The 23,047-nt window shown below is 75.4% G+C and carries 15 protein-coding genes; 5 read left to right on the forward strand and 10 right to left on the reverse strand.

Annotation, left to right across the window (positions count from 1 at the left end):
- A partial coding sequence (locus ACIOFR_RS35825; protein ID WP_401003986.1) for an SDR family NAD(P)-dependent oxidoreductase occupies nt 1-3,741 on the forward strand: 3,741 nt, incomplete at its 5' end.
- Nucleotides 3,742-3,826: 85 nt separating this feature from the next.
- Nucleotides 3,827-7,312: a type I polyketide synthase gene (locus ACIOFR_RS35830; RefSeq protein ID WP_401003988.1), complete on the forward strand. Its 3,486-nt coding sequence runs from the start codon at nt 3,827-3,829 to the stop codon at nt 7,310-7,312.
- Between the two features lie 345 nt (nt 7,313-7,657).
- Here the strand turns inward: ACIOFR_RS35830 and ACIOFR_RS35835 are convergent, their stop codons facing one another.
- Entirely contained in the window at nt 7,658-8,497 is an 840-nt protein-coding gene (locus ACIOFR_RS35835; protein WP_401003990.1) for an aminoglycoside phosphotransferase family protein, read from the reverse strand.
- A gap of 221 nt (nt 8,498-8,718) precedes the next feature.
- Between ACIOFR_RS35835 and ACIOFR_RS35840 the strand changes: the two genes are divergently transcribed.
- Nucleotides 8,719-8,868 carry a hypothetical protein gene (locus ACIOFR_RS35840; protein ID WP_401003992.1) on the forward strand — a complete coding sequence of 50 codons (150 nt, stop codon included), beginning with the start codon at nt 8,719-8,721 and terminating at the stop codon, nt 8,866-8,868.
- Between the two features lie 87 nt (nt 8,869-8,955).
- Here ACIOFR_RS35840 and ligD read toward each other — a convergent pair whose 3' ends face one another.
- A complete protein-coding gene (ligD, locus tag ACIOFR_RS35845; protein ID WP_401003994.1) occupies nt 8,956-9,954 on the reverse strand; it encodes a non-homologous end-joining DNA ligase in 999 nt (332 codons plus the stop codon).
- A 155-nt stretch (nt 9,955-10,109) separates the two neighbouring features.
- Here ligD and ACIOFR_RS35850 point away from each other — a divergent pair, with 155 nt between their 5' ends.
- Nucleotides 10,110-11,177: an ATP-dependent DNA ligase gene (locus ACIOFR_RS35850; RefSeq protein WP_401003996.1), complete on the forward strand. Its 1,068-nt coding sequence runs from the start codon at nt 10,110-10,112 to the stop codon at nt 11,175-11,177.
- 25 nt (nt 11,178-11,202) lie between these two features.
- Here ACIOFR_RS35850 and ACIOFR_RS35855 read toward each other — a convergent pair whose 3' ends face one another.
- A complete protein-coding gene (locus ACIOFR_RS35855; protein ID WP_401003998.1) occupies nt 11,203-11,424 on the reverse strand; it encodes a hypothetical protein in 222 nt (73 codons plus the stop codon).
- Nucleotides 11,425-11,498: 74 nt separating this feature from the next.
- Nucleotides 11,499-12,428 (reverse strand): TetR/AcrR family transcriptional regulator C-terminal domain-containing protein, encoded by a 930-nt coding sequence (locus ACIOFR_RS35860; RefSeq protein ID WP_401004000.1) that lies wholly within the window; start codon nt 12,426-12,428, stop codon nt 11,499-11,501.
- Between the two features lie 190 nt (nt 12,429-12,618).
- On the opposite strand from ACIOFR_RS35860, the gene ACIOFR_RS35865 reads away from it, so the two are divergent.
- On the forward strand, nt 12,619-13,914 hold the full coding sequence (locus ACIOFR_RS35865; RefSeq protein WP_401004002.1) for an FAD-dependent monooxygenase: 1,296 nt from the start codon (nt 12,619-12,621) through the stop codon (nt 13,912-13,914).
- 74 nt (nt 13,915-13,988) lie between these two features.
- On the opposite strand, the gene ACIOFR_RS35870 is transcribed toward ACIOFR_RS35865, so the two are convergent.
- From ACIOFR_RS35870 to ACIOFR_RS35895, 6 genes are all read right to left on the reverse strand, one after another.
- The gene (locus ACIOFR_RS35870; protein WP_401004004.1) at nt 13,989-14,351 is read right to left on the reverse strand and encodes a DUF805 domain-containing protein; all 363 of its coding nucleotides are present in this window, start codon (nt 14,349-14,351) and stop codon (nt 13,989-13,991) included.
- A 195-nt stretch (nt 14,352-14,546) separates the two neighbouring features.
- Nucleotides 14,547-15,284, reverse strand: a complete 738-nt coding sequence (locus ACIOFR_RS35875; RefSeq protein WP_401004006.1) for a hypothetical protein — start codon at nt 15,282-15,284, stop codon at nt 14,547-14,549.
- Nucleotides 15,281-19,471, reverse strand: coding sequence for an NEW3 domain-containing protein (locus tag ACIOFR_RS35880; RefSeq protein WP_401004008.1), 4,191 nt, complete (start codon nt 19,469-19,471; stop codon nt 15,281-15,283). Before ACIOFR_RS35880 ends, ACIOFR_RS35875 begins: the two co-directional genes overlap by 4 nt.
- 68 nt (nt 19,472-19,539) lie before the next feature.
- Nucleotides 19,540-20,784, reverse strand: coding sequence for a glycosyl hydrolase (locus ACIOFR_RS35885; RefSeq protein WP_401004010.1), 1,245 nt, complete (start codon nt 20,782-20,784; stop codon nt 19,540-19,542).
- 107 nt (nt 20,785-20,891) lie between these two features.
- A complete protein-coding gene (locus ACIOFR_RS35890; RefSeq protein WP_401004012.1) occupies nt 20,892-21,932 on the reverse strand; it encodes a LacI family DNA-binding transcriptional regulator in 1,041 nt (346 codons plus the stop codon).
- A 171-nt stretch (nt 21,933-22,103) separates the two neighbouring features.
- A complete protein-coding gene (locus ACIOFR_RS35895; RefSeq protein ID WP_401004014.1) occupies nt 22,104-23,027 on the reverse strand; it encodes a metallophosphoesterase in 924 nt (307 codons plus the stop codon).
- Between the last annotated feature and the right edge of the window lie 20 nt (nt 23,028-23,047).

The raw sequence follows: 23,047 nt of genomic DNA on the forward strand, positions 1-23,047 counted from the left end.
GGTGCGCTGTCGTTGGAGGACGGTGCGCGGGTGGTGGCGTTGCGCAGTCGCGCGATCGCGGGTGGTCTGGCGGGGCTGGGTGGGATGGTGTCGGTCGCCCTGCCGGTGGACGGGGTGCGTGAGCGGCTCGCGGTGTGGGGTGAGGAGCGGATCTCGGTGGCGGCGGTGAACGGCCCGTCGTCGGTGGTCGTCTCGGGTGAACCGGTGGCGCTGGACGAGCTGTTGACCGCCTGCGAGGCGGACGGTGTTCGTGCTCGCCGGATCCCGGTGGACTACGCGTCGCATTCCGCGCAGGTGGAGTCGATCCGTGCCGAATTGTTGGAGGTTCTCGCGGAGGTGAGGCCGTGTTCCGCTCGGGTGCCGTTGTTCTCGACCGTGACCGGTGAGCTCACCGACGGTTCGGGGATGGACGCCGAGTACTGGTACACCAACCTCCGCACCACGGTGCGGTTCGCGGAGGCGGTCGACACTCTCCTCGCGGACGGTTTCGGTACGTTCGTCGAGGTCAGTGCTCATCCGGTGCTGGCGATGGCGGTGCAGGACGCCGCCGAGGCGGCCGGCCGTGAGGTGGCGGCCTTCGGGACGCTGCGCCGCCAGGAGGGCGGTGTGGAGCGGCTGTTCGCGTCGTTCGCGGAGGCGCACGTGCGCGGTCTGCGGATCGACTGGCCGGGGCTGCTGGCCGACCGCGGCGGTCGTGCGGTGGAGCTGCCGACCTACGCCTTCCAGCGCGAACGCTACTGGGTCGAGCCGGCCGTCGGCGGGGTGGCGGACGTGGCCTCGGCGGGGCTCGCCCCCGCCGAGCACCCGTTGCTCGGCGCGGCGCTGGAACTGCCCGACTCGGGCGGCTTCCTCTTCACCGGTCTGCTGTCGTTCCGTACGCAGCCCTGGCTCGCCGAGCACGCGGTGGGCGACACGGTGCTGCTGCCGGGTACGGCCTTCGCCGAGCTGGCCGTGCGGGCGGGGGACCAGGTCGGCTGTGCCCTGGTCGAGGAGTTGACCCTTGAGGTGCCGCTGGTGCTGTCCGAGGGCGGCGGCGTCCAGGTGCAGCTGGTGGTCGGTGCGCCGTCCTCCGACGGTCGACGGTCGCTGGCCCTGTACGGGCGCCCCGGGGACGCCGGCGACGACGGGCGGCCGTGGACCCGGCACGCGAGCGGTCTGCTGGCCGTCGCCGCGGCCGAGGCGCGTCCGCTCGACGAGGTCTGGCCCCCGGCCGGCGCGGTCGAGGTGTCGACGGCTGGTCACTACGAGCAGCTGGCGTCGGCCGGCCTGACGTACGGCCCGGCTTTCCAGGGGTTGGAGCGGGTCTGGAGGCGCGGGGACGAGGTCTTCGCCGAGGTGGTGCTGCCCGACGAGCTGCGTTCCGAGGCAGGCGCCTACGGGTTGCACCCGGCGCTGCTCGACGCGGGACTCCAGGCCCTGGGCCTGGCCGCCCGCCACAGCTCCGACCGGTCCGAGGTGTCCGGCGTCTCCGACGCCTCCGGCGCACCGGACGCACCGGAGGCATCCGACGAGCCCGTCGGCCGCCGCCCGTTCGTCTGGAACGGCTTCACGCTGCACGCCGCCGGCGCCGGCTCGCTGCGGCTGCGGATGGCCCCGGCGGGCCCGGACGCGGTGGTGCTCACCGTCGCCGACGGCACCGGCGCGCCGGTGGCCTCCGTCGACTCGCTCGTCCTGCGGGCCGTCTCGGCCGAGCCGGGCGGACCGAGCGTCCACCACGACTCGCTCTACCGGGTGGAGTGGACGGCCTTCCCGGTGTCCGCCCCTGCCCATGATCCGGCGGGTGCCGGGACGGCGGGAGGCTGGGCCGTCCTGGGCGCGGACGACTTCAAGGTCGGCCCGGCGCTGGAGCACTCCGGCCTGGCCGTCGACACGTACACCGATCTGGCGGAGCTGCTGGCCGCCGTCGAGGCGGGGCATCCGGTCCCGGGCACCGTTCTGGCGGCGTGCTCCGCGGAGGGCACCGGCACCGGCCTGATCGGCGACGTCCACGCCACCACCCACCGGGCGTTCGACCTGGTCCGGGGCTGGCTGGCCGAGGACCGGCTGAGCGCCGCCAGGCTCGTCCTGCTGACCCGCGGCGCGGTGTCCGCGACCGACCCGCACACGCCCACCCACCCCGCCGCCGCCGAGCCGGCACAGGACCTCGCGCAGGCTCCCGTCTGGGGCCTGGTGCGGGCGGCGCAGGCCGAGCACGCCGACCGTCTGGTCCTCGTCGACCTCGACGATCACGATGAGTCCCGCCGTCTGCTGCCGGCCGTCCTGGCCGCCGGCGAGGACGAGTACGCGCTGCGCGCCGGCGCCGTCCGGGTGCCCCGGTTGGCCCGGGTCGCGCGGGCCGCCGACGGCGCCCCGGCGCCGCGCGCGCTGGACCCCGACGGCACGGTGCTGCTCACCGGCGCCACCGGCGGTCTCGGCGCGCTGGTCGCCCGGCACCTGGTGACCGAGTACGGCGTGCGGCGGCTGCTGCTCACCAGCCGCCGCGGCCCGGCCGCCGACGGCGCGGACGAGCTCTTGCGCACCCTCACCGGCCTGGGCGCCCATGCGGAGCTGGTCGCCTGCGACGTGACGGACCGGGAGGCGCTGGCCGCCCTCCTGGAGGCCGTCCCGGCCGGGCACCCGCTCACGGCCGTCGTGCACACCGCCGCCGTCCTGGACGACGGAGTGATCGGGCAGCTCACCGCCGAGCGGATCGACCGGGTGCTGCGTCCCAAGGTGGACGCGGCGGTCCATCTGCACGAGCTGACCGCCGACCTGGACCTGGCCGCCTTCGTCCTGTTCTCGGCCGCCGCCGGCACCTTCGGCGGCGCGGGCCTGGCCAACTACGGTGCTGCCAACGTCTTCCAGGACGCCCTGGCCCGGCACCGCCGCGCGCTGGGACTGCCCGCGGTGTCGCTGGCCTGGGGCCTGTGGGCCGAGGAACGCGGGATGGCCGGGCGGCTGACCGAGGTCGACATCGCCAGGTCGGCGCGCGGTGGTGTCCTGCCGATGACCGCCGACCAGGGGCTGGCCCTGCTGGACGCCGCGCTGACGGTGCCCGACGAGCCGGTCCTGGTGCCGATCCGCCTGGAGCTGGGCGCCCTGCGCGCCCTGGCCGTCACCCCCGGCGCCCTGCCGACGCTCTTCCACGGCCTGGTCCGGGTCCCGGTCCGCCGGACGGCGGCCCGGCCGGGCGCCGCCGGGGCGGGCGCGGGGGACGCGTCCGGTTCGATCGCCGAGCGGCTCGCCGGGCTGGCCCCGGCCGAGCAGAACCGGCTGCTGCTGGACCTGGTGCGCAGCCACGTCACGGCCGTGCTCGGCTACACCTCGGCCGACCTGGTCGGGGCCGGCCAGGCCTTCCGCGAGCTGGGCTTCGACTCGCTGACCGCCGTGGAGCTGCGCAACCGCCTGGGGGCCGCCACCGGGCTGCGGCTCTCCGCGACCCTGGTGTTCGACTACCCGACGCCCGCGCTGCTCGCCGAGCAGCTGCGCACCGAGCTCGTCCCCGAGGCCCCGGACCGGGCCCCGCAGCTGCTGGAGGAGCTCGACCGCCTGGAGGCCGCACTCGCCTCGCTGGCGCTGGACGAGGTGTCCGCCCTCGTCCCCGACGAAGCGGCGCACGGCCGGATCGCCGGCCGGCTGCAGGGCCTGCTCGCCGCCTGGAACGAGGTCAGGACCCCGGGCGGCACGGCCGCGGCGGTCATCGACGACGCCTCCGACGACGAGATCTTCGACTACATCGACAAGAAGTTCGGCCGGGGCTGAGCGCACGTGCACCACTCCGACCCCCGAGGGGCCTGGCGGACAGGCCCCGGCCCGCACCCCGACTCTCCGAATGGGCGACTCCCCGATGGCGAATGAAGACAAGCTCCGCGAATACCTCAAGCGCGTCCTGAAGGAGCTCGACGAGGCCCACACCCGGCTGCGCGACCTCGACGAGCAGGCCCGTGAGCCGGTCGCGATCGTCGGGATGAGCTGCCGTTTCCCCGGCGGCGTCGACACTCCCGAGGACCTGTGGCGGCTGGTGTCCACCGGCGGCGACGCGATCTCCGGCTTCCCCGGCGACCGGGGCTGGGACACCGACGCCCTCTACAGCGACGACCCCGACGCCGAGGGCACCGCCTACACCCGCGAGGGCGGCTTCCTGCACGACGCGGGGCGTTTCGACGCCGCGCTGTTCGGCATCTCGCCGCGCGAGGCGACCGCCATGGACCCGCAGCAGCGCCTGCTGCTGGAGACCACCTGGGAGGTCTTCGAGCGGGCCGGCATCGACCCGCTGTCCCTGGCGGGCAGCCGGACCGGCGTGTTCGTCGGCACCAACGGCCAGGACTACGTGCCGGTCCTGGTGCGGGCCGCGGAGAGCTTCGAGGGCCACCTGGGCACCGGCAACACCGCCAGCGTGATGTCCGGCCGGCTCTCGTACGCCTTCGGCCTGGAGGGGCCCGCGGTCACCGTCGACACCGCCTGCTCCTCCTCGCTGGTCGCCCTGCACCTCGCCGCCCAGGCGCTGCGCACCGGGGACTGCACCCTCGCGGTGGCCGGCGGCATCACCGTGATGCCCAACCCCGGCACGCTGATCGAGTTCAGCCGCCAGCGCGGGCTGGCCGCCGACGGCCGCTGCAAGTCCTTCGCCGGTGCGGCGGACGGCACCAACATGGCCGAGGGTGTCGGCATGCTGCTGGTCGAGCGGCTGTCCGACGCGCGCCGCAACGGGCACCGCGTGCTGGCGCTCGTCCCCGGCAGCGCGGTCAACCAGGACGGCGCCTCGAACGGTCTCACCGCGCCCAACGGCCCCGCGCAGCGCCGGGTCATCCAGCAGGCACTGGCCGCCGCCCGGCTGACGCCCGACCAGATCGACGCCGTCGAGGGCCACGGCACCGGGACCACCCTCGGCGACCCGATCGAGGCGCAGGCCCTGCTCGCCGCGTACGGGCGCGACCGCGCCGGTGGCCGGCCGGCCTACCTCGGCTCGGTGAAGTCGAACATCGGCCACACCCAGGCGGCGGCCGGTGTCGCCGGTGTGATCAAGATGGTGTTGGCGATGCAGCACGGCGTCCTCCCGCGGACCCTCCACGTGGACGAGCCCTCGCCGCACGTCGACTGGACGGCCGGCGCGGTCGAACTGCTCACCGAGAACCGCCCGTGGCCGAAGACCGGCCGCCCGCGCCGCGCGGCCGTCTCCTCGTTCGGCATCAGCGGCACCAACGCGCACGCCGTCCTCGAACAGGCCCCCGCCGAGGACGGCCCGCAGGACACCGACGCGCCCGTCCCGGCCGCGACGGCCGGCCCCGGCCCGCTCCCGTGGCTGCTCTCCGGCAAGAACGAGGCGGCACTGCGCGCCCGGGCCGTCCAACTGCGCGAGCTGCTCGCGGCCCAGGACCGCCCGGCGCCGCTGGACCTCGCCCACTCGCTCGCCACCACCCGGGCGGCACTGGACCACCGGGCCGTGGTGGTCGCCGCCGACGACGCCGAGCTGGCGGCCGCGCTGGACGCCCTGGCCGAGGGGACCTCCTCCGCGCAGCTCGTGCGCGGCACGGTCACCGAAGGCCGGCTGGCCTTCCTGTTCACCGGCCAGGGAAGCCAACGCGTCGCCATGGGAACGGAGTTGGCCGAGACGTTTCCGGCGTTCGCGGCGGCCTTCGACGCCGTCCGTACGGAGCTGGACCGGCACCTGGAGCGTCCGCTGCGCGAGGCGATGGCGGACGCCGAGCTGGTCGACGAGACCGCGTACACCCAGCCGGCGCTGTTCGCCGTCGAGGTGGCGCTGTTCCGGCTGCTCGAATCCTGGGGCCTGCGGCCGGACTTCCTCGCCGGCCACTCCATCGGCGAGCTGGCCGCCGCCCACGTCGCCGGCGTGCTGTCCCTCGGGGACGCGGCGCGGCTGGTCGCGGCCCGGGGCCGGCTGATGCAGGCGCTGCCGCGCGGTGGCGCGATGGTCGCGATCCAGGCCGCCGAGGGTGAGGTGCTGCCGCTGCTGACCGACGGGGTCGGGATCGCGGCGGTCAACGGACCTTCCGCCGTCGTGGTTTCGGGCGAGGAGCGGTCGGTGCTGGAGCTGGCCGCCGACTGGGAGGCGCAGGGCCGCAAGACCAAGCGGCTCGCGGTCAGCCATGCGTTCCACTCGCCGCTGATGGACGGCATGCTGGACGAGTTCCGCACGGTGGCGGAGGAGTTGACCCTCTCGGTGCCCCGGATCCCGATCGTCTCCACGCTCACCGGTGCGCTGGTGTCGGACGAGCTGACCGACCCGGAGTACTGGGTGCGGCACGTCCGCGAGGCCGTCCGTTTCGCCGACGCCGTGCAGACCCTGGCGGCTGAGGGCGTCCGTACCTTCGTCGAGTTGGGTCCGGACGGTGTGCTGTCCGCGATGGGCCAGGACAGCGCCGCCGGGGCCGCGTTCGTCCCGACGCTGCGCGCGGGGCGCCCCGAGCCGCAGGCCGTGATCGCCGCCCTCGGGGCCGCCCAGACCCGCGGGGCGGCCGTCGACTGGCCGGCGTACTTCGCGGGCACCGGAGCGCGCCGGGTGGACCTCCCCACCTACCCGTTCCAGCGCCGCCGGTACTGGCCCGAGGCCGCCGTGGAGGAGCCGGCCGGCTCCGGCGTGGACGCCGCCTTCTGGGCGGCCGTCCAGCAGGAGGACCTCCGGGCGCTGGCCGAACTGGTCCAACTGGACGGCGACCAGCCGCTCGCCGCGGCGCTGCCCGCGCTGGCCGCGTGGTTCCGGGAGCAGGCCCCGCAGCGCCCGGCACCCGCCGAGCGGTCGGCGGCGGACGCGGTGCCGGAGAGCCCGGCGGACGCCCCCACCCTGGCGCAGCGGCTGGCCGCGCTCCCGGAGGCGGAGCGCGACAGCACCGTGCTCGCCCTGGTCCGGTCCGAGGTGGCGGCCGTGCTCGGCTACCCGGGCCCGGAGGAGGTCGACCCGGCCCAGGCGTTCCGCGACCTCGGCCTGGACTCACTCACGGCGGTGAACATGCGCAACCGCCTGTCCGAGGTCACCGGGCTGGTCCTGCCCGCGTCGGTGGTCTACGACCAGCCGACCCCGGGCGCCCTGGCCGCCCACATCCGCCGCGAACTCGCCCCGGACGGCGCCGACCCGGGCCTCGCCGTCCTCGCCGGCATCGACCGGCTGGAGGCCGCGATGGCGGTGACCACCCCGGACGGCGTCACCCGGGCCCGGGTCCAGATGCGCCTCCAGGCCCTCGCCGCCCACTGGGCCGACACCTCGGCCCCCACCGTCGCCGGCGCGGGCACGGCCACCGACCTGGTGGACGCCGAAACCCTGGACGCGGCCTCCGACGAGGAACTGTTCGCCTTCATCGACGACAGCCTCGCCTGACCCGGCCCCGGGCCGTCGGGTGCCGCCGCCTCGGCGGCACCCGACGGCCCGGGCGCTCCCGCCGGCCAACGGCTCCCGGGCGGGACCCGGCGTCGTGACCAGACCGGTTGACGACGCTCCCGGCGGACCGCGGCGAGCTCGTCCCGATGGAGCAGCCCCGCGATGCCGTCGGCCACCGCGGAGTCCCACACCTCGACGTCCCACCTCGACGTCCCACCTCGACGTCCCACCGCGGCGCAACGTCCCGGGAACGCCCGGAGCTCGGGATGGTTGGTGGACCTCAGCCACCCGTGTGCCGCCGGGCTGCCGGCTTCCCACGGCCCGGGCATCCGGCCGCGGCCCGGCTCAACCGCCCACCGGTCGCGAGCCCGCGCCGAGGTGGCGGGCCAGCGGGTCGTCGCGGCCGGGGGCCAGCAGCAGCGGGGCCAGCGCACGGCACCAGGCCAGCAGCCGGTCGCCGTCCGCGCCGGGGACCAGCACGGTCAACTCCTCGATCCGGGCGGTCAGTCCGGCCGGGTCGGTGACGCCGTCCAGGGCCCAGTCGACCAGGTCGAAGTCCGGGTCGCCGAGGCAGGGCCTCGGGTCGATCGCGACCGGCCCGTCCCCGCCGACCAGCACGTTGGCGGTGTGCAGGTCACCGTGGACCAGCCCCACCGGCCCGTCGGCGGCCAGTTCCCGGGCCGCCCGGCGGCAGTGCTCGGGGACGGGTACGTCCCGCCGGCGGGCCAGGTCGAGGATCAGCTCGGCCCGTTCGGCGAGCCGCGGCAGGTCGGCGGGCAGCTCCACGGGCGTCCGGAGTCCGGTCAGCAGCCGCGCCACCTCGGCGGGCCGCCACGGGCCGCCGCGCAGTGAGGTGCCCGGCTCGACGCCCGCCAGGAGCAGCGCCCCGACGGCCGGAGCGTCGGCCAGCAGTCCCACCACCGACGGCACCGCGGCCCAGGCCCGCAGCGCGGCGGCCTCCTGTCGGGCGATCAGCGGGTCGGGTGTCAGCTTCAGCCACACCGCTGCGCCGTCGGACTCGCTCACGCACCGGTACACCACGGCCGTCCCGCCGCCGTGGGCGTCCAGCACCCGCACACCCCAGCGGGACGCCAACTCCGCCACGAGTGAGGGGAGTTCCCGGTACCACCCGAGCGCCTGCGGCCCGAACCGGCGGACCAACCGCGCCTCGCGCTCCGCGGTCACGGCGCACCGCCTGCGCGGCGGTGGAGCTGCCCGGGACTGTGCACCGGTCCTCCCCGTGGTCGGTCGTCCACCGTCGATTGTGGCAGAGCCGTCAGCTCCGGGCGCGGGCGGCCCGCACCGGGAGCCGGGGCCGCCGGCTCGGCCGACCAGGGGACGTTGCGTATACGTGCCGGGTTCGGGGGCAGACGTGGATCACGGATGCGCACAGAAGAGAGGTACCGATGAATCTCGTCATGGTCCTGCTGCTGGCTCCGATGGTCCTCGCCGCGGTCGTCACCGCGTCCAGCCCGGAACGGCGTTCGCGGCACCGCGGCCGCCGTGGCCTCGGGGCGGCCCGGGCCGGCGGCCGGCCGCGCCACCGCCTGGGCTGACCCGTCGAAAGGCTCCGAAAAGGGTCCCAAAGGGTCCGGGCGGCGACCCCGCGTCGCCGCCCGGACCCTTTGACGGCTCTCGACGGGTCAGCTGCCCTTCCGGGCCCGGCTCGGCTGCACCCGGGCCGGCTCGCCCGGCATCTTCGGATGGTCCGGCGGGTACGGCATGTCGCCCTGGTCCTGCTCGTGGTACAGCTCCAGCACCCGGTCCAGGGTGAAGGCGTGCTCCGCCATGTCGGCGTGCAGGTCACCGAGGTCCGCGAACCGTTCGGGCACCGTCCGCAGGTCGAAGTCGGTCGGCTTCACCTCGCCCAGCTCCTCCCACCGCAGCGGGGTGGAGGCGGTGGCCTCCGGGCGGGGGCGCAGCGAGTACGGCGAGGCGATGGTGCGGTCGCGGGCCATCTGGTTGTAGTCCACGAAGATCCGCTCGCCGCGCTCCTCCTTCCACCAGGCCGTGGTGACCTTGCCGGGCATCCGCTGTTCCAGCGCCCGGCCGAGCGCGATCACGGCGTGCCGGCAGTCGGTGAAGGTCCATCGCGGCTCCAGCGGCACGTACACGTGCAGCCCGCGCCCGCCGGAGGTCTTGGGCCAGCCGCGCAGCCCGTACTCCTCCAGCAGGCCGCGCAGCTCCTGGGCGGCGGCGACGGCGTCGTGGAAGTCGGTGCCGGGCTGCGGGTCCAGGTCGATGCGCAGCTCGTCCGGGTGCTCGGTGTCGTCGCGGCGCACCGGCCAGGGGTGGAAGGTCAGGCACCCCAGATTGGCCGCCCACAGGACGGCGGCGGGCTCGTTCGGGCAGATCTCGTCCGCCGTCCGGCCGCTCGGGAAGGCGATCCGGGCCGTCGGCAGCCACTCCGGCAGTCCCTTCGGGGCGCGTTTCTGGTAGAAGAACTCGCCCTCGACGCCGTCCGGGAACCGCTGCAGGGTGGTCGGCCGGTCGCGCAGGCCGCGCAGCACCCCGGGCGCGACGGCCAGGTAGTAGGTGGCGACGTCCAGCTTGGTGTAGCCCCGCTCCGGGTAGTACACCTTGTCCGGGTTGGACAGCCGCACCGCCCGGCCGCCCACCTCCAGCTCCACAGCTCCTGCCATGCAGCCCACGCTAGGCCGTCCCGGCCGGATCGCACCTCGGGACGCTGGGCCGCCGGGACGCAGGCCGCGCACGGCCGGGCCGGGGCCGGGCGTCCGGTACGCCGACCGGGCGGCGCCGCCGCGCGGAGGCCCGGCCCGGCGGCCACCATCGGAGCATGCAGCTACCCCTGATGCCGCCCGTGTCGCCGATGCTGGCCAAGTCGGTCGCCGAGATCCCGCCCGGCATGCAGTACGAGGCCAAGTGGGACGGCTTCCGGGCGCTCGTCTTCCGCGACGGCGGCGAGGTCGAGCTCGGCAGCCGCACCGGCAAGCCGCTCACCCGGTACTTCCCCGAGGTGGTCGAGGCCTGCCTGAGCGAGCTGCCGGAACGCTGCGTGGTGGACGGCGAGATCGTGATCGCCCGCGACGGCCGGCTGCGCTTCGAGGAGCTCCTCGAACGCATCCACCCCGCCGCCTCCCGGGTCCGCACCCTGGCCGGGCGCACCCCGGCGTCCTTCCTCGCCTTCGACCTGCTCGCCCTCGGCGACCGCGCCCTGGACGGCCTTCCGCTCGCCGACCGCCGGACCGCCCTGGTCGAGGCGCTGGCCGGCGCCGCCCCGCCGGTGCACCTGGCGCCCGCCACCACCGATCTGGAGCTCGCCCGCACCTGGTTCACCCGGTTCGAGGGCGCCGGGCTGGACGGTGTCGTCGCCAAGCCCCTCGACCAGCCCTACCGGCCGGGGGAGCGGACCATGTTCAAGGTCAAGCACCAGCGCACCGCCGACTGCGTGCTCGCCGGCTACCGCGAGCACAAGAGCGGACCGGTGGTCGGCTCCCTGCTGCTCGGCCTCTACGACGAGGAGGGGAACCTCCAGCACGTCGGCGTCTGCGCCTCGTTCCCGATGGCCCGCCGCCGGGAACTCGCCGAGGAGCTCCAGGAGCTCCGGATGGAGACCTTCGCCGGCCACCCCTGGGCCGCCTGGACGGACGAGAGCGCCCAGGCCTCCTCCCGGCTGCCCGGCGGGCAGAGCCGCTGGACCGGCAAGAAGGACCTCTCCTGGGTGCCGCTGCGCCCCGAGCGGGTCTGCGAGGTGGCCTACGACCACATGGAGGGCAGCCGCTTCCGCCACACCACCCAGTTCCGCCACTGGCGGCCCGACCGCGAGCCGCGCGGCTGTACGTACGAGCAGCTGGCGGAGCCGGTCTCGTACGACCTGGCGGAGCTGCTCGGGCCGACCCGGTGACGGCGGCCGCCGGCGCGGGCGGGCCTCAGCGGCGGTTGCGCGGGTGCTGCCTGGCGGTCCGCTCGTTGCCGTGCTTGTAGTGCCCCGTCCAGCGGGCCATCACCAGCTGGGCGTCACCCGACTCGGCCTCCTCGACGAACTCCACGGCGCGCGGGCCGCGCAGCTTCGCCGCGACCCTGCCGTGGTGCCACACCACGACGGTCCCGTCGGGGCGCTGGTCGTAGCTGAATCCGGACGGTGACGGCATGGGTTCCTCTCGGCTGGTTGCGTGACGCCCGTACCCTGGCAAGCCGGCGTCTCGCGCGCAACGGTTTTTCCCGCTCAGGGCCGCTGCGCCTCGACGAGCACGGCGATGCCGTCGAGGATGCGCTGCAGGCCGAACTCGAAGAGCCGGTCGAGGTCGAAGTCGTACCCGGTGGTGGTGATCCGGGCGAGGCCGGGGAACCGGCCGGTGGCCAGCAGGGCCCGGAGGGCGGGTTCCTGGGTGTCCAGCCACTGCTCGTTGTCGAGGCCGGTGAGCGCCTCGGCCTCGGCCTCCGACTCCAGGTTGACGGCGGTGCCGCGGACGTAGTTGAGCAGCACCAGGTGGGTGGTGAAACAGGTGTGCAGGTCCAGGCCGAGGCCGTCGAACGAGGCGAGCACCCACTCGGTCAGGGGCACCGCGCCGGGCAGCGGCTGAGGGCGGGTCAGCGACATCGCGGGTGCGAGCCAGGGATGGCGGCGGAAGGTGTCCCAGAGGAGGCCGGCGGCGAGTTCGAGCCGGGTCCGCCAGCCTCGCGGCGGCTGCTCGGGGAAGGACCACGTGGAGCAGACCGTGTCCATCATCCGGGTCAGCAGCTCGTCCTTGTCCGCCACGTGCCGGTACAACGACATGGTGGCGACGCCGAGTTTGCCGGCGACCCGGCGCATCGAGACCGCGGCCATTCCCTCGGTGTCGGCGACGGCCACGGCCGCGGCGACGATCCGCTCCGGGGTGAGGGCGTGGTCGGGTGCGGGTCTGCGGCGGGCCGGTTCGGCGCGTCCGGGCGGCGGGGTGGTGACGACGGTGCCGACGCCCGGCACCGCGTGGACCAGCCCCTGCCGGCGGAGCTCGTCGAGGACCCTGGTGGCGGTGGCCATCGCCACCCCCCAGTGACGGGTGATCTCCCGGGTCGACGGCACCCGGTCGCCCGGCGCGAGCGCGCCGGTGTCGATCCGCTGCCGCAGCTCGGCGACGATCCGTTCCCGGCGCGAGCCTCCCCGCTGGTCCACCGGACACCTCCACCGCACTAGTGCACCTCGGAGTCGCCACTCTAGCCGCCGGGCAGCGGTGATCGCCCGGCGCAGCGGCCGGAGCGCCGCGCGGGACGGCCGCCGCACTAGTGCACCGACCGGCAAGTCGGCTGCTCAGTGCGCTGGTTATGGCTTGCCGACCACTTGCGTACGCCGTACATTCGACGTCATGGGGAACACCGACATACTGATCTCCGGCGCCGGTATCGCCGGCCCGGCCCTGGCGTACTGGCTACGCAGGGCAGGCTTCGCCGTCACCGTGGTCGAGCGGGCGCCGGCGCCGCGGCCCGGCGGGCAGACCGTGGACCTGCGCGGCGCCGGCCGGACGGTGGTCGAGCGGATGGGCCTGATGGACCGGGCCCGGGCGGCGAGCGTCGACCAGCGCGGCCTGGCCCTGATGGACGCCGCGGGCCGGATCACCGCCCGGATGCCCGCGGACAGCTTCGGCGGGGAGGGCATCGTCTCCGAGATCGAGATCCTCCGCGGCGATCTCGCCCGCATTCTGTACGAGGCGACCGCCGCCGAGGTCGAGTACCGCTTCGACGACAGCATCCGCGCGCTGGAGCAGGACGGCGAGGGGGTGGCCGTCGCGTTCGAGAAGGCCGCCCCGCGCCGGTTCGCTCTGGTGGTCGGCGCGGACGGGCTGCACTCCGTGGTCCGGGCCCTCGCCTTCGGGCCGGAGCCGGAGTTCGTCCGGCCGCTGGGCGTCCACACCGCCTGGTTCACCGGGACCGGCGGGGAGGACCTCGACGGCTGGTTCCGGATGTACAACGCGCCCGGCGGGCTGGTCGCCTCGGCCCGGCCCGGCCGCGCACCCGGCGAGGTCAAGGCGGGGCTGAGCTTCCGCGGGCCGCCCGTCGACCACCACCGCCGGGACGTCGCCGCCCAGATGGACCTGGTGGAGCGCCGGTTCGCCGGGGCCGGCTGGCAGGTGCCCCGCCTGCTGGCGCAGATGCGCACCAGCTCCGACTTCTTCTTCGACTCGATGGGTCAGGTCCGACTGGACGGGTGGTCGCGCGGCCGGGCGGTGCTGCTCGGGGACGCCGGCTACTGCCCCACCCCGCTCACCGGGCTGGGCACCAGCCTGGCGCTGGTCGGCGCCTACGTGCTGGCCGGGGAGCTGGCCGCGGCCGCCGGCGACCACCGGGCCGCCCTGCGGCGGTACGACGAGGTCCTGCAGCCGTACGTCCGGCAGGCCCAGCAGCTGCCGCCCGGCGGCGCCGCGGGCTTCGCGCCGTCCAGCGCACTGGCGATCAGGCTGCGGGCGGCGTCGATGCGTTCGATGAACCGCTGGCCGATGCGGAACCTGCTGGCCGCGCAGTTCGCCAAGGCGGGGGGCATCGAACTCCCCGACTATCGTTTCGGGACCGGCCGCGGGACGACTTCGCGGGTGGGGGGATGGGAAAATGAACGGCGGGACAACACGTCCCACGATCCGCTCCCGAAGAATTCACCCGGCAACTGACGAATCGTCGGTCCGGAAGTGCGAAAAAGCCGGGCCCGGCCGAATCGGCAGGGCCCGGCAATTCACCGGAGGCGTCAGGCGAGGACAGCGTCCGCCGACTTCGGGTTCGGGCCGTACTGGTTGTCGTTCGGCTGGCCCTCGGTGGCCAGGAAGACCAGCAGGATGATCGGGCCGACCACGGGGATCAGCGAGATCAGCAGCCACCAGCCGGAACGGCCGGTGTCGTGCAGGCGGCGGACGCCCGCGGCGAGCGCGGGGAGCAGCACGGCCACCGCGTAGATGCCGCCGAGCAGACCGGAGGTGCCCGCGACACCGTCGACGATCGCCAGCACGATCACGGCGGCGATGTTCACGAGGGCGAACATCCAGTATTCCTTGCGGCGCGCGCGGCCGCTGAATCCGACGTAGTTCTTGAGTACTGCGAGGTACCAGTCCACCGGTGCCGCTCCTATTTTCATGGCTGCTGAGCGGGGCGAACCTACGGCTTCGCCGAACGGGGGGTCAAGTCGGATTTCCGGGCGATGCGTGATCGTGATTGCGGGGTGGTCGTTTTGCCCGTCTTGGGGTACGGGTGAGCGGTATTTCCACGGTGTACCGAGTAATTCTGAGGATCCGTCAGAAGACGGGATCCGTCAGTGCCGGTGGTGGTTGTCGGGCTGGGCGGGGTCGCCGGGGTGTTCGAGCCCGGGGACGAGGGTGAGGCGGGCGGCCCGGGCGTGGTCGAGCCAGCGGGCGAACGCCGTCCGGCGGGCGGAGTCCAGCAACCGGTCGTCGGCGTCGCCGGGGTGCTCCCGCACGGCGTGCCGCCCGAGCAGGGTGGCCCGCCAGCCACCGGCCGCGACCGGCCGGCCGGTCGGGGCGGTCCGCAGCGCCGCGGCCAGCGTGGCCGGCAGGCTGTCCGGATCGGCCTCGAACTCGCCGTCGGGGGTGGCCAGCCGCCAGACCTCGCCGGCCGGCTCCGGCGGGTCGGCGCGGCGGTGCTCGGGGGCCACCTCGGTACCGGCGGTGACGGCCCGGTAGACGGCGCGGACGGCCGCGCTGCCCTCGTACGCGGCGGCGGTGATGGAGCCGAGCTCGACGGCGGCCCGCTGGTCCAGCCGGACGGGGGCCGGGTCCGCGCAGTCCAGGCCGCGTTCGGCGGCCTCGGCCGCACACAGTTCCTCGGTGAGGACCACCTGGGCGACCCAGCGGGTCAGCTGACGGTCCTCGGCGCTGCCCTCGACCGGCAGCGCCGCCGAGCGCGGACCCTCGCGCAGCGCCGCGAGCCGGCGGTCGAGCTCCGTGCGGGCGAGCGGCCGGCCGTCGAGCAGGCCGAGGACGTCGGGGCGCGGCCCGCTGTGGTGGTGGGTTCCGTGGGTGTCGTCGTTCACGGCGCCACCACCAGCTCGACGGTCGGCGAGTACTGGCAGCGGCCGAACCACATCACCTTGGTGAGCGCCCAGTACGCGCCCGGTTCGGCGTCCGGCGGCGCCGCCAGCTCGAAGGTGACGGTCCGTTCCTCCCCGGCGGCCACGGCGAAGCCGCGGACCGGGGCGGCGACCGTCTCCCAGATCCCCCAGGGGGCGACCACCTGGAGTTCGCCGCGGATCTCGCCGCGGGTGCGGTTGGTGAGCACCAGGTGCAGCGCGGCCCGGCCGCCGGGCCGGATCCGCACGGACGCGGCCGTGGCCGCCACCGTCAGCCCGGTCTCCCGCGCGGCGGCGGACGTGGTGCCCTGGGCGGCCGTCCAGTCCTCGGGGGCGTCCCCGGGCGCCGGGAGCAGCGCGGGCAGCTCCCCGACCGCGACGGTGGCCACGTCCTCGATCACCTGCCCGCCGTACCCGGTCCTGACCGCGGCGAAGTACAGGCCGGGCTCGACCCCGGCCGGCGGCGTCAGGGTGACCGGGAACCGCAACTGCCCCGACGCCGCCAGCCGGTACGGCCGGCGGCGCACGCTCACGGCCCAGCCCTCCGGTGCCAGGACCTCGGCGGCGCCCTCGACCTCGGCGTCCCGCAGGTGCGAGGAGAGGACCGCCGACAGCTCGACGCTCTCGCCGCCGGTCCGCAGCAGGCCGGGGGAGACGCCCACCGACACCGGCAGGTAGCCCATCGGCGCGGGGCCGCGGTTGTGCAGCCAGTAGCGGGCGTGCACCGGCTGGGCGGCCTCGGCGGTCGGCCCGAGCGGCAGCCCGTCCGAGCGTGCCCGCTCGGGGCGGCCCGTGACGGTGGTGACCTCGGAGCCGGCCAGCTCGACGCCCTCGCCCAGGGCGGCGACCGGTCGCTCCAGCAGGTCGGCACGGTGCGGTGCGGTGAGCCGCAGTGCGCCGCTGAGGGTGGCGGTGCGGCCGAGACCGGTCGACTCGACGAGCCGCAGGGTGACCCCGTCGGCAGGGTCGGAGGCGGTGGCGGAGCCGTGCGCGATCGGGTTGCCGGTCGGTTTGAGCGTGCCGAGCAGCACTTCCCGGGCCGGTTCGACCCGCAGCCAGGCGCGGGTGCCGGGCAGCGGCCCCGGGTGGGCGGGGACCGGGCGGGCGAGCAGCGGGTGGTTGAACTCCTGGCCCTGGGCGGGGAGGGTCAGCGCCCGCCAGTCCCCGTCGCCGGACACCAGTGCGTAGCAGAACTCATGCGTCCAGTGCTGGAGTTGGAAGGACGAACCGTCCGGAACGGTGCGCCGCGGCGGGTCGATCCAGACACCGGACGGCCAACCGGTGCAGGAGCGCATCAGCGACAGGTGCAGCGCGCCGGTCGGGTCCACCGCGAAGCCGGGCAGGCCGTAGGTGAGCAGCGCGACGGTGTGGTCCGTGAGCCGCTCGGAGGCGGGCAGCTGTCCCGGGCAGACGGCCTGCACGACGGCGTCCGCGAGGTCCTCGGCCAGCCCGGCCGGGTCGGTGACCACCAGGGCGGGCAGCGCCCGCAGGTCGCGCAGGTCGGCGTTGGGCTGCCAGACCTCGTGCAGCGGCTTGTCCGCGGGCACCCAGACCCGGCCGTACGCGGCCAGCGCAGCCGCGTACTGGGCGCCGGCGCGCTCCAGCACCTCCCGGGCGGCCGGGTTGGTCTCCGGGCCGCCGAGCACGATCCGGACGTCGGGCAGGTTGGAGTCGACGTCCAGCCAGCCGTAGCGGGCCCGGTCGGCGCTGCCGGTGGTGGCGGTCACCCCGACCCGTGCGAGCGCGACCACCAGGTCACGGGCGTCGGCGGCCGACGCCTGGTCGGGCACCACCACCTCGGCGACGCCCAGCGCCCGGTCGCCGAGCACCTCGCCGGCCGGACCGGTCAGCGAGACCCGGGCGGTGGAGCCGAGGCCGAACCAGGTGTTGGCGGGGTTGTCGAGCGTCCACGGCGCCTCGGCGGCGTCCACGTCGGGCAGCGCGAAGCCGCGCCCGACCACGGCGCCGGCCACCTCGCTGACGGGCAGGGCACCGGGGAGGTCGACCGGGAACCGCAGCCGCAGCAGCCGGTCGGCCCCGGCGTGGTCCACCACCCTGGTCCGGCAGTCGACCCGGTCCACGCCCTGCCACAGGGTCACCGTCTGCTCGTACCCGATGCCGTCGACCGTGCCGGCGACCACCAGGCGCTCGCCGAGCGGACCGGTCTCGCGGCGGACGGTCGCGGGCGCCGCGGAGGCACCGGTGACCGGGCCGCGCGGGACGAGGTGCCACGGGCCCTCGCCGAAGTCCGGGTGCTGCGGGTACTCCTGGTACACCCGCAGCTCGTTGCCGACCTGGCCGCCCCGGATCAGCTCGCGGCCGTGCGCCTTGTCCCGGACGGAGGTCAGCGCGCCGCCGCGGACCGGGTCGGCGGTGACCAGGTAGCGGCCGTTCTCGGCGGTGAGTCCGTCGGCGGCGGACCACAGCGGCGCGGGCGGGGCGTCGAGCAGCCGCCAGCTGCGCCAGCCGAGGGCGGGGACGTCCTCGGCGAGGAACCACAGGGTGCCGCGGTCGACGCCACTGGGCACCTCGGCGCCGGTGTCGGCCAGGACCCGGGCGCCCCGCACGCCCTCCGGCAGACGGACGGCTGTGAGTGCCGTCCGCTCGAAGGAGAGGGTGTTGGCGACGACGACGGCGGTGCCCTCGCCGGTGGTGTCGATCCGGGCGACCAGCGCGTCCAGGGCGGTGTCGCGGACCTCGGCGGCGAGGTCGTGCGCCTCGCGCCAGCCGCCGAGCAGGTCGATGTAGACCTGGTCCGACTCGGATCCGGTGATCGCGTCGTGGTGGGCGCCGTATGAGAGCTGGCGCCACACCTTGTCGAGGGCCGCGTCCGGGTAGCGGCCCAGACCCTGCAACGCGGCCAGGGTGGCCAGCTTCTCGGCGTCCACCGCGGCCACCTCGGCGGCCCGTTGGGCCTGCTTGGTGTCGATGTAGGAGACGTCCTTGCCGGTGTAGACCGGGTTCATGTCGCGGGTCTGCGGGCTCGGACGGCGCCCGGTGGCGGCGAGTTCGGCGCGGACGGCGGTGAGGAACTCGCGCGGGGTGCCGCAGACGAAGCGGGGCCACACGTACTTGGCGGCCCAGGAGCGGTGGACGGCGGTGACCCACTTGTTCGGCGGCGTGTAGTCGGTGCCGACCGGCAGCAGCAGGTTCCTGGTGGCGCCGACCGGCTTGATCTTGCGGTACAGCTCGTACACGGCCCGCTCGGCGGTGGCGAGGTCGGGCGAGGAGTCCAGCCACCAGCCGGCCGAGTAGTGGTGCGCCATGTAGTGCGTCAGCACCCCGCGGCCGGAGGGCGACAGCCACTCGAACTCGCTGGGGAACTGCATCAGCGTCGCGTCGTCCTTGGCCTCGCCGAAGTTCCTCTGGATCGGCCCCCACTGGTGGAACGGGCCGCGCGCCCAGGCACTGCCGGTCAGGCCCGCGTCGGCCAGGTAGCCGGGGAACTGCGGGTCGTGGCCGAACACGTCGAGCTGCCAGGCGGTCTGCGGGTCGCCGCCGAGGATGTCGCGCTGGTAGCCGATGCCGTGGACCAGGTTGCGGATGGTGGTCTCGGCGCCGGTCAGGTTGGTGTTGGGCTCGTTGTAGGTGCCGCCCACCAGCTCGACCTGCCCGCTCGCCAGCAACCGGCGCAGCTGGGCCCGGCGTTCGGGGTGCTGGTCGAAGTACGGCTTCAGGTAGTCGATCTCGGCCAGCACGAACTTGTAGACCGGGTCGCGCAGCGCCAGGTCGAGGTGGGTGTCGACCAGGGCGAAGCCGTTGCGCTCCCAGAGCGGCCTGGTGGTGGCGTCGCCGGATAGCAGCTCCCACGGAGAGGTGTACGCGGCCTGGGTGTTCCACCAGACCGGGTCGTAGTGGAAGTGCGAGACCAGGTACATCGTCCAGCCCGGCTCGGCCACCTCGACCCGGGCCCGCACCCGGGCCGGGCCGGCGGTGACGGTGACCGGGCGCTCGGTGCCGGCCACCGGATCGCGGACGGTGAGCGGCACCTCGACCACCCCCGTGCCGGTCGCCGCCCCCTCGACGCCCGGCCCGCGGACGGTGATCGGGGTGGGCGGGCCGTCGAGGGTCACCCGCAGCACCTGGCGGGGCGCCTCCTCGGACCCGGTGAACAGGTCGGTGCTCTCGACTGCGGTGATGGTGACCGGCACGGGCGGGCTTCCTCTCGGTCGGGCGGTCGGGCGGTCGGGCGTGACGGTCGAGCGATCGGGCACGGTGGTCAGGTGCGGGCGAGGACGGTGCCGATCCGCCGGGCGGCCAGGTAGGCGCCGTCCTCGGCGCGGTGGGCCGGCAGGACGGCGAGCGGCCCGGCCCGGCGCAGCCGTACCCACTCGGCGTGGAAGGCGCCACCGGGGGCGAGCTCCGTCCGGTGCCCGGGCGGGGTGTCCGGGCCGAGGTCGCAGACCAGGGCGGGACGGTCGACCGCGAGTGCCCGCCGGGCGCGCAGCTCAGCGATGCGGGAGGCGAGTTGGGACGCCGCCGGGGTGCGGCGGCGGTCGACGGTGAACAGACCGTGCTCGCCCTCCACGTCGGGGAAGCCGGCCGCGCGGCGGTCGGTGTCGTGCGAGCACCGCCAGGTGATTCCCCAGAGCGCGGGGTTGGCCGCGACCTGGTCGATCGTCAGACGGACGGCGGCGGCCTCGGTCGCCGGGACCTCCGGCCGCGGGACGCCGACCTCCTGCAGCCACACCGGGCGCAGCGGGTCGGCCGAGCTGGCCGCGGCGAGTTCCACCAGGTAGTCGGCGTGTGAGGTGGCGGCCGGGCCGAGTGGGTCCTCGCGCGCGCCGATGCGACCGTACCCCCGGGTGCGGACGGTGACGGGGCCGCCCGGTCCGCCCGTGACGGGCTGCCCGGGCCCGTGGCGGGCCGCGCCGTCCAGGGGGCAGAGGGTCAGCAGGCGGGGTGCCGCCGCCCGTGCGGCCGCCAGCAACTCGGCCGTCCGGACGTCCTGTTCGGCCCGGTCGTCCCGTTCGGCCGGGTCCACCCGTTCGGCCGGCCGGAGGTGGTCGGCCTCGGGGCCCAGGGTGACCGCGAAGACGTTCGCCCGGGTGGCGACGGCCCGGCAGACCTGCTCCACGTAGGCGGTCAGCCCGGTGCGGACCAGCGCGTCGGTGCGGACGCCGTACTGGTGCCGGGCGGGCACCCAGGACGGCAGGAGGTCGAAGCTGGCGAGGTGGCCCTGCCACAGGTCGACTGCCACCTCCAACGCGAACTCAGCGGCGACGTCGATCAGTTCGAGCAGGTCGTCGATGCCCCTGCGGCGGATCAGGGAGCGGCTAGGCTGGATCCAGGGCCAGATCGGCAGGACCCGGACGTGGTCCAGGCCGAGGCCGGCCAGATCCTCGAAGTCGCGGCGCGCGGCATCCGCGGAGAAGTCCAGCCAACTGCGCAGCCGGCCGGCGGAGGGCACGTGGTCGGCGCCGAATCTGAGCCGGTCGGTGCCCGGCGGGTGCTGCGTCGTCACGCGCGTCCTCCTGCGGCCGGTCGGGGCCCGCGCGGGCCCCGACGTGCGTACGGCGCGGTACGGCGGTCCGGTCGGAGCCGGCTCCTTCACCGTTCGCCCATCGGAGCCTAAACCGATTTAGTGGGCCTGCCAAGAGCGGGCGGCGCGGTGCTCTCCCGGACGGTGAGACGCGGCGTCGGCGTCTTGAGGTCCTCGGCGGACGAAGGGTCGGCGACCGCGCGCAGCAGCACGCCGGCGACCTGCTCGCCGAGCGCGAAGGTGTCCCGGGAGAGGGCGGTGAGCGCGGGGTGGACGATCCGGGCGAGCACCGAGTCGTCGAAGGAGACGATGGACAGGTCGCCGGGCACCGACACACCCATCTCGGCGGCCACCCCCAGCCCGGCCACCGCCATCACGTCGCTGTCGTAGACGATCGCGGTCGGCCGCCCGGCCCGGGCCAGCAGCGTCCGGGTGGCCGCGGCGCCCTCCGCGTCGCTGAAGTCGGTGGGCACCGACACCGCCTCCTCCAGGCCGAGCCGGCGCGAGGCGTCCCGCAGCGCGCGGATCCGGCGCTGGGTGTGCTGGAAGGCGGGCAGTCCGGCGAGGTGGGCGATCCGGCGGTGGCCGAGCGCCGCGAGGTAGTCGACGATCGACAGCATCGCCTCGCGGTCGTCGGCCCAGACGCTCGGCAGCGTTCCGTGCCGGCCGGGGCCGCCCAGCACCACGCTGGGCAGGCCGAGCTCCTCCAGTACCTCGATCCGCGGGTCGCGCAGCTGGAGGTCGACCAGGATGAAGCCGTCCACCCGGTGCTCGGAGGCCCACCTGCGGTAGACGTCGACCTCGGCGGCGGTGTCCTCCACCACCATCAGTTGCAGCGCGACGGCGTGGGCCGACAGTCCGGCCTGCAGACCGGACAGCAGCTGGGCGAAGAACGGCTCGACGCCGATCGTCCGGGCCGGCCGGGCGAGCACCAGCCCGACCGCCCCGGCCCTGGCACCGCCGAGGGCGCGGGCCGCGCTGTGCGGGCGCCAGTTCATCTCCTCGGCGACCCGCAGGATCCGCTCCCTGGTGGTCTCGCTGACGCCGGGCCGTCCGTTCAGCGCGAACGAGACGGCGCCCTTGGAGACCCCCGCCCGGCGGGCGATGTCGGCGATCGTCGGTCTGGACACGGACGCGGCTCCTCTGCCCGTGCACACGGGCGCTGGTCACTGCCGGAAGGCCGGGCCGCCGGGGTTCGGGCGCGGCGGTCGGGTCGCGGGGTGGGTCGGGGGCGGTCTGGGGCGGGCCGCCGGTGCCGGCGTCCCGACACCGGAGTCTAGCCCGCGCGGGCACCCCGGACACTAGACCGGTTTAGTGAATCCCCCGGGTGTGGGTCGCACCGGCACCGTCCGGAAGTGCGTGGTCAGCCGACCGTCCGCGGACAGCACGTGGAAGGCGAGTGCCGGCGGCAGGTCGAGGTGCACCACGTCCTCCCGGTGGGCACGCCGCTCCCACGGCAGCCGCAGGGTCGAGGTGACCCCGGGGGCGACCAGCAGCGGCCGCCCGGCGAAGGTGGTCGCGGCCGGGGTGTGCGCGTGACCGCACAGGAACCCGGCGATCGAGGGCCGGCGCCGGGCCAGTTCGGCGAGCCGCTCCTCGCCGAACTGCCGGATGCCGTCGATGAACGGCTCGTGCAGCGCCGCGGGCGGATGGTGGAAGGCGACCAGCACCGGCACCCCGGCGGGTGTGGCGGCGACCTCCTCCTCCAGCCAGGCCAGCGTCCGGTCGTCCAGCAGCCCGTGGTCCCGGCCGGGCACCGAGGAGTCGCACAGCGCGAGCACGAACCCGTCGCCCCGGTGCACCTGATTGACCGGACCCGCCGGACCCGCGGCGTCGGCCGAGCCCGCCGGACCCGCGGCGTCGGCCGAGCCCGCCGGACCCGCGGCGTCGGCCGAGCCCGCCGGACCCGCCGCGTCGGCCGAGCCCGCCGGACCCGCCGCGTCGGCCGAGCCCGCCGGACCCGCCTGCCCCAGCAGCACGGTGCGGAACGCGGCCCGCTCGTCGTGGTTGCCCGGGCCGACCAGCACCGGGTGCCGCGACACCAGCAGCCGCCGCGCCTGCTCGTACTCGGCCGGCAGCCCGTGATCCGCGACGTCGCCGGTGACCAGCAGGGCGGCGAGCTCGAACGGCAGCCCCTCCAGGTGGTCCAGCACCGCCCGGGCGCGTTCCTCGGCCCGCACGCCACCGTCCAGGTGGAGGTCGCTGAGGTGGGCGATCACGATCACTGCCGAATCCCTTCGTCGTA

Source organism: Kitasatospora sp. NPDC088346, from assembly GCF_044740765.1.
Taxonomy (GTDB): Bacteria; Actinomycetota; Actinomycetes; order Streptomycetales; family Streptomycetaceae; genus Kitasatospora.

Excerpts from the sequence above, each read along its gene's own strand:
- ligD (WP_401003994.1), bottom strand. The coding sequence starts at position 9,954 with ATGGCAGGAGCTGTGGAGCTGGAGGTGGGCGGCCGGGCGGTGCGGCTG.
- ACIOFR_RS35855 (WP_401003998.1), bottom strand. The coding sequence starts at position 11,424 with ATGCCGTCACCGTCCGGATTCAGCTACGACCAGCGCCCCGACGGGACC.
- ACIOFR_RS35840 (WP_401003992.1), top strand. The coding sequence starts at position 8,719 with ATGAATCTCGTCATGGTCCTGCTGCTGGCTCCGATGGTCCTCGCCGCG.
- ACIOFR_RS35865 (WP_401004002.1), top strand. The coding sequence starts at position 12,619 with ATGGGGAACACCGACATACTGATCTCCGGCGCCGGTATCGCCGGCCCG.
- ACIOFR_RS35850 (WP_401003996.1), top strand. The coding sequence starts at position 10,110 with ATGCAGCTACCCCTGATGCCGCCCGTGTCGCCGATGCTGGCCAAGTCG.
- ACIOFR_RS35830 (WP_401003988.1), top strand. The coding sequence starts at position 3,827 with ATGGCGAATGAAGACAAGCTCCGCGAATACCTCAAGCGCGTCCTGAAG.